Source organism: Bradyrhizobium huanghuaihaiense (assembly GCF_025200885.1).
GTDB lineage: Bacteria > Pseudomonadota > Alphaproteobacteria > Rhizobiales > Xanthobacteraceae > Bradyrhizobium > Bradyrhizobium huanghuaihaiense.
Window position 1 is genome coordinate 936,953 of the sequence record NZ_CP104172.1, and the last position, 14,104, is coordinate 951,056.

General features: G+C 64.5%; 10 protein-coding genes. 7 read left to right on the forward strand and 3 right to left on the reverse strand.

Annotated features, from left to right (window positions below):
* The first annotated feature begins 13 nt into the window (after window positions 1-13).
* The 3 genes from N2603_RS04345 (at window position 14) to N2603_RS04355 (ending at window position 5,686) form a co-directional block, all read left to right on the forward strand.
* Complete coding sequence (locus tag N2603_RS04345; protein ID WP_260387818.1) at window positions 14-3,616, forward strand: two-partner secretion domain-containing protein; 3,603 nt, start codon at window positions 14-16, stop codon at window positions 3,614-3,616.
* 322 nt (window positions 3,617-3,938) lie between these two features.
* Window positions 3,939-5,150 carry an OpgC domain-containing protein gene (locus N2603_RS04350; protein WP_260387819.1) on the forward strand — a complete coding sequence of 404 codons (1,212 nt, stop codon included), beginning with the start codon at window positions 3,939-3,941 and terminating at the stop codon, window positions 5,148-5,150.
* 47 nt (window positions 5,151-5,197) lie between these two features.
* Entirely contained in the window at window positions 5,198-5,686 is a 489-nt protein-coding gene (locus tag N2603_RS04355) for a DUF2059 domain-containing protein (RefSeq protein ID WP_018643333.1), read from the forward strand.
* A 51-nt stretch (window positions 5,687-5,737) separates the two neighbouring features.
* On the opposite strand, the gene N2603_RS04360 is transcribed toward N2603_RS04355, so the two are convergent.
* A complete protein-coding gene (locus N2603_RS04360) occupies window positions 5,738-6,943 on the reverse strand; it encodes an ABC transporter substrate-binding protein (RefSeq protein ID WP_260387820.1) in 1,206 nt (401 codons plus the stop codon).
* 164 nt (window positions 6,944-7,107) lie between these two features.
* Here N2603_RS04360 and N2603_RS04365 point away from each other — a divergent pair, with 164 nt between their 5' ends.
* The gene (locus N2603_RS04365) at window positions 7,108-7,875 is read left to right on the forward strand and encodes a FadR/GntR family transcriptional regulator (RefSeq protein WP_018643331.1); all 768 of its coding nucleotides are present in this window, start codon (window positions 7,108-7,110) and stop codon (window positions 7,873-7,875) included.
* Between the two features lie 54 nt (window positions 7,876-7,929).
* The gene (locus tag N2603_RS04370; protein WP_260387821.1) at window positions 7,930-9,543 is read left to right on the forward strand and encodes an acyl-CoA synthetase; all 1,614 of its coding nucleotides are present in this window, start codon (window positions 7,930-7,932) and stop codon (window positions 9,541-9,543) included.
* Window positions 9,544-9,579: 36 nt separating this feature from the next.
* On the opposite strand, the gene N2603_RS04375 is transcribed toward N2603_RS04370, so the two are convergent.
* Both N2603_RS04375 and N2603_RS04380 read right to left on the reverse strand, forming a co-directional pair.
* Window positions 9,580-10,269 (reverse strand): AraC family transcriptional regulator, encoded by a 690-nt coding sequence (locus N2603_RS04375; RefSeq protein ID WP_260387822.1) that lies wholly within the window; start codon window positions 10,267-10,269, stop codon window positions 9,580-9,582.
* Window positions 10,270-10,732: 463 nt separating this feature from the next.
* Entirely contained in the window at window positions 10,733-11,932 is a 1,200-nt protein-coding gene (locus tag N2603_RS04380) for an MFS transporter (protein WP_260387823.1), read from the reverse strand.
* A 180-nt stretch (window positions 11,933-12,112) separates the two neighbouring features.
* On the opposite strand from N2603_RS04380, the gene N2603_RS04385 reads away from it, so the two are divergent.
* Window positions 12,113-12,916: an MBL fold metallo-hydrolase gene (locus N2603_RS04385; protein ID WP_260387824.1), complete on the forward strand. Its 804-nt coding sequence runs from the start codon at window positions 12,113-12,115 to the stop codon at window positions 12,914-12,916.
* A gap of 159 nt (window positions 12,917-13,075) precedes the next feature.
* The gene (locus N2603_RS04390; RefSeq protein ID WP_260424142.1) at window positions 13,076-14,092 is read left to right on the forward strand and encodes an alpha/beta fold hydrolase; all 1,017 of its coding nucleotides are present in this window, start codon (window positions 13,076-13,078) and stop codon (window positions 14,090-14,092) included.
* Window positions 14,093-14,104: the final 12 nt, after the last annotated feature.

Here is a 14,104-nt window from a genome sequence, read left to right on the forward strand (position 1 = left end):
GAGAGGGCACGCCATGACATCGATCCTGCCGAAGAAGCGCTTCGCAATCGCCCTGTCCGCGACCACGATGCTGACGCCGCCGGCGCTGGCCCAGACCTTGCCCACCGGCGGCCAGGTCGTGTCGGGGCAGGCCACGATCAGCCAGTCCGGCAATGCGATGACCGTCAACCAGTCGAGTGAGCGGATGATCGCGAACTGGCAGAGCTTTTCGATCGGCGCCGGCAATTCCGTGACCTTCAATCAGCCCGGCGCATCCTCGGTCGCGCTCAATCGCGTCGTCGGACAGGACCCCTCCAGGATTCTCGGCAGCCTCAGCGCCAACGGGCAGGTGTTCCTGATCAATCCGAACGGCATTGCCGTCGGCAAGACCGGCAGCGTGCAGACCGGCGGCTTCGTCGCCTCCACGCTCGGCATCAGCAACGCGGATTTTCTGGCCGGCCGTTACAACTTCACCGGCAGCAGCGGTGCGATCAGCAACGAGGGCAGCATCTCCGGCAAGGTGGTGGCGTTGATCTCGCCGAGCGTCAGCAATTCCGGCACCATCACCGGCAGCACGGCGCTCGCGGCCGGCACAGACGTTCTGCTCGATTTCAATGGCGATGGTCTGCTTTCGGTCGAGGTCAAGGCCTCCACGGTCAGGACCCTGGTCGAGAACAAGGGGTTGATCCGCGCCGATGGCGGCGTCGCCATCCTCACCGCCAAGGGCGCCAGCGACGCCATGAAGGGTGTCGTCAACAACACCGGGATGGTGCAGGCCGCGAGCATCGGCAGCCGCAATGGCCGCATCCTGCTGCTTGGCGACGCCAGGCATGGCGAGGTCAATGCCGGCGGCACGCTGCGCGCCCGATCGGTCGAGACCTCCGCCGCCAAGGTCAATCTCGCCGCAAACCTGAAGGTCGACACGCTGGGCGGGCACTGGCTAATCGATCCCGTCAACATCACCATCGACGCCAATTACGCGGCGGCCTTGCAAACCGCGCTCGCGAGCGGTGATGTGACGGTGACGACCTCGGGCAGCGGCACGGATGCGGGCAACATCGCGGTCAACGCGCCGATCAATTGGGCATCGCACATCCTCACCCTGCGCGCCGACAACGCCATCAGCATCAACGCGCCGCTGACCTCGACCGGCACGACCGGCCTCGACGGCCTCGTGCTGCAATATGCGCAGACCACCACGACGGGCACCTATAGCGTCAATGCGCCGGTCAATCTCGCCGCCGGCAGCCTCTTCCGGACCCAGAATGGCAGCGCCGCGCCGATCACCTACACCGTGATTACCGATCTCAACGCCCTGCAGAACATCAATACGAATCTCATCGGCAACTATGTGCTGGGCACGAACATCGATGCGAGCGCCACGGCCGGCTGGAATGGCGGCGCGGGCTTCACGCCGATCGGTGGCAATGGCGGTTCCAGCTCTTTTTCCGGAATTTTCGACGGGCTGGGCCATGTCATCAGCAACCTGACCATCAACCGGCCGAGCACCGACAATGTCGGTCTGTTCGGCTACATCGATGGCGCGACCATCCGCAACGTCGGATTGGAAGGCGGCAGCGTGACGGGCAACAATGCCGTCGGCGGGCTGGTAGGATTGAGCGGTCTCTGGGTCTACGGCGGCACGAGCAGCGTCGCCAACAACACCATCAGCAACGTTTACAACACCGGCAATGTGACCGCCATCGGCGCCTTGGTCGGCGGGTTGGTCGGCGACGCCTGGATCACTGCGATCAGCGACTCACATGCCACCGGTACGATTGCGGGCTATGGCGCCGCCGGCGGGCTGGGAGGGCGCGTCGTCGCCTCGTTCGTCTCCAACTCGTATGCGACCGGCAACGTGTCCGCGACCTGGGACGGTGCTGGCGGGCTGATCGCGTACAATATCGGCACGTGGATGGGACCGAACCCGGCGGATTATGCCATCGGTACGGTGAGCCACTCTTATGCTACGGGTACCGTATCTGGCGGCATCATGGTCGGTGGCTTGTTGGGGTACAGCAACATCGGTCTCGTCACCGACAGTTACGCCACCGGCAATGTTTCGGGCACCGGCGCAGTTGGCGGCACAGGCACATCTGCCGGCGGACTGGTGGGGTTCCAACAGTACAGCCGGGTGGAGCGGTCTTACGCCACCGGCAACGTGTCCGGTGTCGATTCGGTCGGCGGGCTGGTGGGAGCCGGCTGGTACGGCGCTGTGGTAAGCCAGTCTTACGCGACCGGCAATGTGACCGGCAGCGGCAGATTCGCCGGCGGGCTGGTCGGGCACAGCAATGAAGCCGTTTGGGTGCTCGATTCCTACGCCACGGGAGCAGTTTCAGGAACTGACGTGGTCGGCGGGCTGGTGGGGATGAACCAGGAAAGCAACGTAGTCCGGAGCTACTTCGCGGGCACCGTGTCGGGAACCAGCAATGTCGGCGCGATCGTGGGGCTGAACTGGGATGGCGGCCAAGTCATCCAAAGCTATGCGAACAGGGAGACATCGGGGCAGAGCGCCGCCTGTGGCGGATCCGGCGTCGGCAACATCTGCGACGGCAGCATGCTCACCACAGCTCAGCTGCGCGATCCCTTCACCTTCATCAACAACGGCTACGACTTTGCCGGCATCTGGGGCAAGTCCGTCAGCGGCGCCAACAACGGCATGCCGGTGCTGCGCGCGTTCGGCGACACCGTCTACGATGCCTATGTCAACGTCGCGGGCTCGACCAGCACCACCTATGGCACGCTGGCCTCGCTCGGTGGATTGACGATGACCGGCGTGAATGCCGATCGCGTCACGCTCGGCTGGGGCAGCGCAGTGACGACATCGCTGGGCGCGGGCAGCTACAATCTCAGCGGCCCCGATATTCTCCGCGCGACCGGTTCGGGCGGCCCGGTCTATATCGGATCGACTGCGGTGGGCCTGACCATCGGCAAGGCGCCGCTCACCATCACCGCCAATGCGTCCAAGCTCTATGACGGCCTCGCCTTCTCCGGCGGCAACGTCACCTATTCCGGCTTCATGAACGGCGAGACCGCGTCCGTGCTGTCGGGTGCGCTTCTCTATGGCGGCACGGCACAGGGCGCGGTGAATGCGGGGCACTACAGCCTGACCGCGTCCGGCCTTTCATCGGCCAACTACGCCATCACCTTTGTCGACGGCGGGTTGACCGTCAACAAGGCGGCCCTCACCATCACGGCGGGCGACGTCACCAGGATGTATGACGGTATGCCGTTCTCGGGGGGCAGCGTGGCCTATTCCGGTTTCGTCCACGGGGAGGGGCCGTCCGCGCTGTCCGGCACGCTCGCCTATGGCGGCTCGGCGCAGGGAGCGCGCAATCCCGGACTCTACGGCATCACCGCCTCGGGCCTGACGTCCGTGAACTACGACATCAGCTATGTCGACGGCCGTCTCTTGATCATTTCGCGGGATGTGGGCGGCTGCTCTCTCGGGGCTGGCGGCAGCCCGGCCTGCGGCGCCACGTCGCCCGATCCCGCCGCTCCGCTTGGGTCGCGCGATCTCGCGCCGATCGAGATCGTGCCGCCTCCGCCGCCGACGACCGCTGATGCCGGCAAGATTACGTTTGGCCCCACCTGTCGCGCTGGCGACGGGAAGCAATGCCCAGCCGTATCGCAATGAGAAGCGAGCTCTGTATTTTCTTACCGCCCGAGCCGTCGTTTCTTGCCCGACGGAGCATTTGAATTTCCAAAATCAAGCAATGCCTTAGCGGGCGGTGTCTACTGTGCATGGGGATGTTTTCGCACTTTTTTGAGCCGGCCGCCGCTTCGGCGCCCGGTCTTCGGCGTCGTCGCGACGAACAAAGTCCCTTGCGCAGACACGGAGGTCGGCTACCGTGGGCGGGCAGCTGGCCATTGGGTCAGGTGACCTTTTGATGCGCATTTTTTAGCATTCCATTTGTCGGCGCCGCCATGGCGCGACGCCCACCCGAAGAGGCGGGGCCATGAACATACGGGACCAGTCAGCACTCCTTGCGCCGATCGAGCGCGATCTGCGGCTCGATCTCTTCCGCGGCATCGGGCTGTGGATGATCTTCCTCGACCACATCCCGCACGACGTCGTGGCCTGGCTGACGCTGCGCAATTACGGCTTCAGCGATGCCGCCGAGTTCTTCGTCTTCATCTCCGGCTATCTGGTCGGGTGGATCTACGGGCCGATCGTCGCGGGCGGCTGGTTTCTCGCCGCGCTGAAGCGGCTGTGGCGGCGCGCGCTCGAGATGTATGTCGCCCACATCATGCTGTTCCTGTTGTTCACGGCGCAGATCGCCCGCACCGCGCGCCGCTTCGACAATCCGATGTACGAGCACGAGTTCAACGTGTTCAATTTCCTGTCGCATCCGGACGAGCTGATCGGGCAGGCGATCGTCCTGAAGTACAAGCCGGTCAATCTCGACGTGCTGCCGCTCTACATCACGCTGGTGTTCGCCGCCCCCTTCATCGTGTGGTGCCTGGTGCGCCGGCCGAACCTGACGCTCGCCGGCTCCGTCGTGCTCTACGTGCTGTCGCGCTGGTTCGACTGGAACGTGGCGTCCTATCCGCCCGGCAGCCATTGGTACTTCAACCCGTTCTGCTGGCAGCTGATGTTCGTGTTCGCGGCCTGGTGCGGCATCGGTCAGGTCGAGAAGATCGCGAAATGGGTCTGGTCGAGAGCGGCGATGGCGCTCGCGGCGGCGTGGCTGGTGTTCGCGCTGCTGATCGTGATGACCTGGCACGTCCCCGCGCTCGAGGCCCTGATCCCGAAATGGATGATCAAGGCGATCTACCCGATCGACAAGACCGACCTCGACATGCTGCGCTTCACGCACTTCCTGGCGCTGGCGATCTGGGTGACCCATTTCGTCTCGCGCAAATGGCGGGCGCTGCATGCCGTCTGGCTGCGGCCCGTCATCCTCTGCGGCCAGCATTCGCTCCCGATCTTCTGTCTCGGGGTGTTCCTGTCGTTCTCGGCGCACTGGATCCTGACCCAGTACACCAAGGGCGTCTGGGAGCAGCTCGCCGTCTCCATCGCCGGCATCGTCATCATGGTCGGCGCCGCGTGGCTGCTCGGTCGGGCCGAGCGCGTGCCGAACCTGTTCGTGAAGGTGACGGAGGTCGAGGAGCCGGAGATGGCGGCCGAGAGCAGCGCAACCGCTACCGTCGCCCCTGCGAGCCGCTGAAGCATCGCGCCGCCCGCTTTTCACGGAGAGGTCCAACGGAGAGCTCAATGTCCAGACGTTTGTTGACGATCGCCGGCACTCTCCTGTTTCTCGTCTGCGACGCAGCGGCACAGGCGCCGTCGCCGGAGGCGATGAGCGCGGCGCGCAAGCTCGTCGTCACCTTGAAGATCCCCGACCAGTACCGCGCGTTGCTGCCGCAGCTCCTGCTCAAGCTGCGGCCCGTGGTCTCCCAGGACAGGCCGGAGATCGAGCGCGACTACGATGCGGTGACGGCGCCCGGCTCCGAAATCTATGCTCCGTTCATTGCGTCCATGACCGAGCAGATCGCGGCGCTCTATGCCCAAAGTTTCACGGTGGATGAGCTGCGCCAGATCGACAGCTTCTACGCCGAGCCCGCCGGCCGAAAGCTCCTGGAGAAGTCGGATGCGCTGGCGCAGGCAAGCGCGCAGATCAGCCAGGACGTCAGCCAGAAGGCTGCGGACGAATTGAAGCAGCGCCTCATCGAGGCGCTGCGCCAGAAGGGGCACAAGCTCTGAGATCGGACCGGAGCGATCGGCACGAAGCCGAAGGTTGCCCGCCCGCTTGCCTCACTTCACCAGCGGGCAGCCGCCATCCTTCAGCGGCCGGAACGCCTGGTCGGCAGGGACCTCGGCGAGCAGCTTGTAATAATCCCACGGTCCCTTCGATTCCTCGGGCTTCTTCACCTGGAACAGATACATGCTGTGCACCATGCGGCCGTCCTCCCGCAAGCTGCCGTTGTCGGTGAAGGCATCCTTCACCGGCAGCTCGCGCATCTTGGCCATCACCGTCTTGGTGTCCTTGGTGCCGGCGGCCTGCACGGCCTTGAGGTAATGCAGCGTCGCGCTGTAGGTCGCGGCCTGGTTCATGGTCGGCATGCGCTTGACGCGCTCCAGGAAACGCTTGCCGAAGGCGCGGGTCTTGTCGTTGAGATCCCAGTAATAGGCCTCGGTGATGATCAGCCCCTGCGCGAGCTTCAGTCCCAGGCTGTGCACGTCGGAGATGAACATCACGATCGCAGCAAGGTTCTGGCCGCCGGCGACGATGCCGAACTCGCCGGCCTGCTTGATGGCGTTGATGGTGTCGCCGCCGCCATTGGCGAGCCCGATGATCTTGGCCTTGGAGGCCTGCGCCTGCAGCAGGAACGACGAGAAGTCTGCGGTGTTGAGCGGATGCTTGACGCTGCCGACCACCTTGCCGCCGGCGGCCTTCACGACGTCGCCGGTGTCGCGCTCGACCGAATGGCCGAACACGTAATCGGCGGTCAGGAAGAACCAGGTGTCGCCGCCGTTCTTGACGATGGCGCTGCCGACGGTGTGCGCGTTGGCATAGGTGTCGTAGGTCCAGTGCGCCGTATAGGGCGAGCAGGATTTTCCGGTGATGTCGGAGCTCGCCGCATCCGTCACGATCATGATCTTCTTGTACTGCTTCGACAGCTCCATCACCGCGAGCGCGGTGGCGGAGGTCGGCAGGTCGATGATCATGTCGACGCCTTCGGTCTCCCACCATTTGCGGGCGATGGTCGAGGCGACGTCGGGCTTGTTGAGCACGTCGGCCGAGACCATGTCGATCGGCTTGCCGAACATCTGCCCGCCGAAATCCTCGATCGCCATCTTGGTGGCCTCGACATTCCCCATGCCGCCGATGTCGGAATAGACCGAGGAGAAGTCGGAGAGCACGCCGATCTTGAGCGGGGTCTGCTGGGCCGATGCGGGGATGATCAGGGCAGCCGACAGCAGGCCGGCCGCAGACACGAGGGCTGCGATAGGTCTCATGGATACGTTTCCTCTTATGCGGGGCTATTCTGTCCCTTTGTCCGACAAAGTTAGAGCGGGGTTCCGCAGGAGTCAATTTGCTGCATCTGCGGCCTAAAAATGCAGTTTGACGCGGTTTCGGGCCGGTCCTATAGTTTGTCCGACAAACGCCATTAGGAGCTATCGTGCCCGTCGCGCCGCTGTTCCGCCCGATCGATGTCGCGCCGGCCTATCAGAAGGTCGCTGACGCCATCGAGCGCGAGATCGTCAATGGTCGCATCAAGCCCGGTGATCCCATCGGCACCGAGCACGATCTGGTCCGCCAGTTCGGCGTCAACCGTTCGACCATTCGCGAAGGCATCCGCGTGCTGGAGGAAGGCGGGCTGATCCGCCGCGATTCATCGCGCCGCCTGCACGCCTGCCTGCCGCGCTACAGCAAGCTCGCGAGCCGCCTCAGCCGCGCTTTGGTTCTGCACGAAGTGACCTTCCGCGAGCTCTACGAGGCCTCGATGACGCTGGAGGTCGCCAGCATCGAGGGCGCGGTGGAGCGGGCGAGCGAGGAGAACCTCGCCGAGCTCGCCGACAATCTCGCGCGCAGCGAGGCGGTCGTTGGTCATCCCGCAGCACTCGCCGAATGCGACGCCGAATTCCACGTGCTGGTCGCAAAAGCTTCGCAGAACCGCGTGCTCCAGCTTGCGCGCGAGCCTGCGGCGCAACTGTTCTATCCGACCACCGAGATGATCGTGACCGGCGTCGCCGAAGGCGGCCCGCGCCTCGTCGCGGCGCATCGCCATCTCATCGACGCGATCCGCCGGCGTGACCGCGAAGCCGGGGTGCTGTGGACCCGCCGGCATTTGCAGGACTGGCGGCGCGGCTTCGAGAAGATCGCCTCGCTAGATCGGTCGGTCGAGCACATGTACATGGAGCACGCGCAGGCGGCCCGGCGCAGATGACGCAAGATTTCAAGCAATAAACCCAACAAACAAAGACATCACACGGAGGGACACATGACCGGCGACATCGCAGCCACCATCTCGAAAGCACGCGAGCATTCCATCGGCGATCTCTTGCGCCGCTCCGCAGGCCGCGAGCCGAACAAGCTCGCGGTGAGCTGCGGCAATGTCAGCTGGACCTTTGCCGAGATGGATGCGATCTGCAACCGGCTCGGCCGCGGCCTGCTTGGACTCGGCGTCAAGAAGGGGGACCGCCTCGCCGTGCTTTCGCGCAACTCGCACGCCTTTGCCGCGCTGCGCTTCGCGGTGGCGCGGATCGGCGCGGTGCTGGTGCCAATCAACTTCATGCTCAATCCGGACGAGATCAATTTCATCCTGAAAAGTTCTGGTGCAAAGCTGCTCGCGGCCGGTCCTGACTTCGTCGAACCGGCGAAGGCCGCAAGCGCGAAGGATTGCGCCGTCGAAAAGATGATCTGGCTGCCGGGCGAAGATCCCGCGACGGCTCCGGCCGGCCTCACCACTTTCAACGAGCTTCTCGTCCCCGACGGTTCGTTCCTGGAAGCATCGGTCGACAGCCGCGATCTCGCGCAGATCGTCTACACCAGCGGCACGGAGTCCCTGCCCAAGGGCGCGATGCTGACGCATGAAGCGGTGATGTGGCAGTATGTCAGCTGCATCATCGACGGCGGCATGAGTGTCGAGGACAAATTCCTGCACGCGCTGCCGCTCTATCACTGCGCTCAGCTCGACGTCTTCCTCGGGCCGCAAATCTATCTCGGCGCGTCCGGCGTGATCACGGGCAAGCCGACCGCCGACAACATCCTGGCGCTGATCCAGGCGCATAAGATCACATCCTTCTTCGCGCCGCCGACGATCTGGATCGCGATGCTGCGCTCGCCCAACTTCGACAAGACCGACCTGTCGACGCTGCAGAAGGGCTATTACGGGGCCTCGATCATGCCGGTCGAAGTCCTGCTCGAGCTGCAACGCCGGCTGCCCGCCGTAAAATTCTGGAATTTCTACGGCCAGACCGAGATCGCGCCGCTGGCGACCGTGCTGCGGCCCGAAGACCAGCTGCGCAAGGCCGGTTCGGCCGGCAAGCCGGTGCTCAATGTCGAGACGCGCGTGGTCAATACGGCGATGGAAGACGTCAAGGTCGGCGAAGTCGGCGAGATCGTGCATCGCTCACCGCATCTGCTCTCCGGCTATTACAACGATCCCGTCAAGACCGCAGCGGCGTTCAGCGGCGGCTGGTTTCACTCCGGCGATCTCGCCACCGTCGATGACGAGGGCCACATCACCGTGGTCGATCGCGTCAAGGACATGATCAAGACCGGCGGCGAGAATGTCGCGAGCCGCGAGGTCGAGGAGATGGTCTATCGCATTCCAGGGGTTTCCGAGGTCGCCGTGGTCGGCCTGCCCGATCCGCGCTGGATCGAGGCGGTCACCGCCATCGTCGTGGTCAAGAGCGGCGAGACGCTCGACGAAGACACCGTCATCAAGCATTGCGCCGGCCAGATGGCCCATTTCAAGGTGCCCAAGCGCGTGATCTTCGTGGATGCCCTGCCGAAGAATCCGAGCGGCAAGCTGCTCAAGCGCGAGCTGCGCCAGCGCTTCGTCGGCGGCGAGACGCTCGACAAGGCGGTCCAGAAGAGCTTTGGGACATAGCAGGCGTTGTTCCGCCGCCGTCGCGGCGGAGCTCGTCTATTCCGCCCCGCCGGCCAGCTTCCTGACATCGTCGGGCGTCGCTCCGAAACGGCGGCGAAACGCGCGATGAAAGTAGGAGACGTCGTGAAATCCCGCGAGGTGCGCGATCTCGATGATCTTGCGCGAGCGCAGGCCCGGATTTCGAAGCAGCCGCTCGGCGCGCAGCAGACGCTGCTCGAGCACGAAGCCGCTATAGGTGATGCCGGCCTTCTCGAACAGCAACTGGATCGTGCGCGGGCTGATCCGGTGGGTGGCCGCAAGGTCGGACAGCGACAGTGCGGCTTTGTCCAGCTGCGCCAGAATGTCGGCCTTGATGGCTTCGAAACGCGCTGCCGCAAGGCCGCGTAGTCGCGCCTCCTCGGCGACATCGCCGCGCGCCCCGATCATCAGCACGGAGAGGTCGAACAGGTGCTGCGAGACCGCGTCGAGTTCCGCGGGCGCGAGCTTGTCCGCATGCGCATGCGCGAGATCGTAATATCGCAGGAACATCGACGTGATCGGATTGACGCCGGAGATCGACCGCGCAATCAGGTCCTCTGCATTCGGGCAGGCGCGCAGCAGGGCCTTGCGTGGCAGCAGCGCGGTCTGGAAATTACCATACCCTGTCTGAGTAATGTGGGCGCCCTTGATCGAGGGATCGCCGATCGTGACGTCGCCCGCCGCGATCTCCAGGGGGCGTTTTCCCATGGCCCCGCTTAGCGCCGAATTGGGCGACATCGTAATCACCAATTCGTCGTTCGTTCCCAACGACACGAAAGACATCGGGGTGCCGAACGAAGCCGAGAGTCTGAGGCGGGGAAGGATGGCCGGCGCAATGGTCCGGTGGACGCGCCCTTCGCCGACCGGCACGAAATCGACGTTCGCCACCTGACGGCAAAACTGCTCGCGCCATCTTTCATAGGCCGGACCGTTGGGGTCGCCATCGAATGAGAGTTGCGGCTGGGTCATCGGTCGAGTGGGAATCGTTCGCTGAGCGATTTGCTGCAGCCAGTATCCTCGCCGTCGGGCCAGTGCGCTGCAACGAGAAAAGCGCTGGATTGCGTGATAAGCCACTCGCAACGGCGCGTTGAGACCGTGACCAGGTGCCGCAGTCTGCTGGTAGCCCGGATTGCCGCGTGAATTGTGCCAGGAATTCCCGCGACGATTGGTCTCAATACTTCTTCACCGCTGCTCCGAAGGTCAGCCACAGCGCGATCGACGCAAGGCCAAAGCCGCCGAGCAGCAGGAAGGTCGGGCCGTAGCCGATCCATTGCGCAATCCAGCCGCCGAGCGCGGGACTGAGGCTGGCACCGACACCCTGCACCGTGATCACGGCACCTTGGCCGAGATTGATGCGGCCTGTGCCGTTGAGCGAACGTGCGATCATGCCGGGGACGGCGACCGTTTGCAGTCCGGTGCCGATGCCGTCGAGCACCTGCATCGGCACGACGCCCCACCAGCCCGTGACGAAGAAGGCGAGCACGCCGCGGACGGGCAAGAACATGAAGGAGACCAGGATCACCGGCCAGTAGTTGCGCTTGCCTGCGATCTGCATCGCGATGAGCGAGGTCACGATCATCACGCCTTGCGCGATCACGACAGTGGTCGCCACGAAGCTCGGTCCGTTGGCCTGGCCCTCGGCCACGGCCGCAAGGCCATAGAGCGGCACGATGGCCGCATTGCCGAGATGGAACAGGGCGAGCGCCAGCGCCAGCACCAGAAGCGGCTTGTGCTTGAGGAGGGCGGACATGCCGTCCGGCGGAGCCTTGCTGTCGTCCTCCCTGCTGCCGCGTGCGGCGCGATCGTCGATCGCTTTCGCCGGGATCATCATCACGCAGGCGATCGCAATGGCGCCGAACAGCGCCGCCAGCACGAACACGGCGACATAGCCGAACTTGTAGCCGAGATAGCCCGACAATGCCGCGCCGACCATGTTGCCGGCGTGGTTGAAGGCCTGGTTGCGGCCGTTCAGCGCGTTGAAGCCTTTCTGCCTGGCAATGCCGAGCGTAATTCCGGTGACCGCCGGCACGATGGCGGCGCTCGCGAGCGATTGGGCGATTTGGGAGAAGGTGACGGCCCAGAAATTTTGCGAGACGAGGATGATCGCGGATGCCGCGACCACGCAGATGCCGGGGATGACGACCCACATGCGCTTGTTGCGGCTCGCATCGATGAAGCCGCCGATCGGCGTCGTGATCAGCATGCCGGCGATGTTGCCGATCGTCATGGCTGTGCCGATCAGCCCGCTCGCCCAGCCGCGCTCCTGCAGGAACACGCCAACGAAGGGGCCGATGCCGGACTGCATGTCGGCCATGAAAAAATTGACTGCAAACAGCGGCCAGGTGCGGGTTGTTGAGGGGCGCGATGTCATCGAGACGCTGAAATGTTCCTGCCGTCGAGTAGGTCTCGTGCAAAGCTGATCGTGACGACCGGCCAATTGCGCCGGCATGGACCAGAACGTAACCTGCGTTGACAACGTTGGTTCCTCGCCACTTGCGTCGGCGGGATGATGTCCCGTCACGCCGTTCCCGGCCTCTTTCGGATCCTGACCATGCCCCTCTGGACCTGCGAAACCTGCGGCGCGCAATTTTCGGACAGTGCACACCTGCCCGAATCCTGTCCGATCTGCGAGGACGAACGGCAATTCGTGAACTGGAAGGGACAAACGTTCCTGACGCGGGAGGCGTTGGCGGAACGTCACCGCGTGGTCTGGCGCGACGATCTGGGCCTCACTGGTCTCGCGCTCGAGCCGAGTTTTGCCATCGGCCAGCGCGCGCTGCTGGTGCCGCTCAGCGAGGGATGCATGATGTGGGACTGCGTGCCGCTGGCGACGCCGGAAGCAATCGCTCATGTCCGCGCGCTCGGCGGGTTGAAAGCGATCGCGATCTCGCATCCGCATTATTATGGCGCGCTCGCCGACTGGAGCGATGCCTTCGGCGGTGTGCCGGTCTATCTGCACGCGGACGATGGCCAATGGGTGACGCGTCCGCATCCATCGATCGTGCACTGGACCGGCGATCGGCACCGTATCTCCGACGATGTGCTGCTGCTGCGCACCGGCGGTCATTTCGCCGGCGCCACCATGCTGCACTGGGCGCGTGGCGCGGAGGGCAGGGGCGCTCTGCTCACCGGCGACATCGCGCAGGTGACGATGGACCGCCGCTTCGTCAGCTTCATGTACTCCTATCCGAACTACATGCCGCTTAACGCAGCCGCGGTGCGGCGGATCGCTGGTGCCGTCGAGCCGCTCGCCTTCGACCGCATCTATGGCGCCTGGTGGGGCCGCAACATCGCCAATGGTGCCAGGGCCGCTTTCGCGGCATCGGTGGCGCGATATATCGCGGCCATCGCCTGAGATCCGACGCTTCGTCGGATTTATCTTGCCGGTCGGCAATAAATGTACTAAACGTACAGTTATTGAGTGTGGCGCAATGGCGCGTCTGCAGCCCGGCATGATCGATGCATTGCCGTTGCCGCGGCGCGTTGTGGGGCCGGGTGAGCGAGGGTGGGACGCATCATGGCTGAGCGCGATTACGAGATCTTTGAGGCCGGCGACGTCGCGCTCCAGTCCGGCACCGTCTTCCCGAAGCTGCAGCTCGCCTACAAGACTTACGGCACGCTGAGTCCGGCCCGGGACAACGTCATCCTCTATCCGACCTCGTTCAGCGCGCAGCATGTCGACACCGAGTGGCTGATCGGGCGCGATGGCGTGCTCGATCCCTCGCGCTACTTCATCGTCATCCCGAACCTGTTCGGCAACGGCCTGTCGTCGTCGCCGTCGAATTCGGCCGCTCCGTTTCCGCAAGTCACCTATCACGACGCCATCGCCATTCAGCATCGTCTCCTCACCGAACGCTTCGGCATCACCAAGCTCGCGCTGGTCTATGGCTGGTCGATGGGCGGCATGCAGGCCTATCACTGGGCCGCGCTGCATCCTGCCATGGTCGAGCGTGCCGCGGTCGTCTGCGGCAGCGCGCGTTGCGCGCCCTACAATCACGTCTTCCTGGAAAGCGTGAAGGCGGCGCTGACCGGCGATCCCGCTTTCCGGGACGGCCGCTTCGTCGAAAGGCCCGTCGCCGGCTATCGCGCCATGGGGCGCGTCTATGCCGGCTGGGCGATGTCGCATGGCTTTTATCGCGACGAGCTCTGGCGCGAGGCCGGCTTCACCTCGCTGGAGGATTATCTCGCCCGCGCATGGGATGCGACCTTCGCGCGGCGCGATGCCAACGATCTCCTGGCGCAGATCGGCATCTGGCAGCGCGGCGACATCAGCCGCGGCGCCGCCTTCGGCGGTGATCTCGATCGCGCGCTCGCCGCGATAGGTGCGCATATGCTGCTGATGCCGGGCGCGACCGATCGCTATTTCGACGTCCGCGACAACGAGGACGAGCTCGGCAAGCTGATCAACGCGAAATCGGCCGTGCTGCATCCGATCCCGTCGCTGCATGGCCATCGTGCCGGCAATCCCGTCAACAATCCGCGCGACCAGGCCTTCATCAAGGCCGAGATCGCAGCACTCCTCGCCAAGTAACACGGGCATCCG

What these genes read in the sequence shown, in the direction of transcription:
- N2603_RS04345 (WP_260387818.1), top strand. Translation starts at nt 14, where the DNA reads ATGACATCGATCCTGCCGAAGAAGCGCTTCGCAATCGCCCTGTCCGCG.
- N2603_RS04350 (WP_260387819.1), top strand. Translation starts at nt 3,939, where the DNA reads ATGAACATACGGGACCAGTCAGCACTCCTTGCGCCGATCGAGCGCGAT.
- N2603_RS04355 (WP_018643333.1), top strand. Translation starts at nt 5,198, where the DNA reads ATGTCCAGACGTTTGTTGACGATCGCCGGCACTCTCCTGTTTCTCGTC.
- N2603_RS04360 (WP_260387820.1), bottom strand. Translation starts at nt 6,943, where the DNA reads ATGAGACCTATCGCAGCCCTCGTGTCTGCGGCCGGCCTGCTGTCGGCT.
- N2603_RS04370 (WP_260387821.1), top strand. Translation starts at nt 7,930, where the DNA reads ATGACCGGCGACATCGCAGCCACCATCTCGAAAGCACGCGAGCATTCC.
- N2603_RS04375 (WP_260387822.1), bottom strand. Translation starts at nt 10,269, where the DNA reads ATGGGAAAACGCCCCCTGGAGATCGCGGCGGGCGACGTCACGATCGGC.
- N2603_RS04380 (WP_260387823.1), bottom strand. Translation starts at nt 11,932, where the DNA reads ATGACATCGCGCCCCTCAACAACCCGCACCTGGCCGCTGTTTGCAGTC.
- N2603_RS04385 (WP_260387824.1), top strand. Translation starts at nt 12,113, where the DNA reads ATGCCCCTCTGGACCTGCGAAACCTGCGGCGCGCAATTTTCGGACAGT.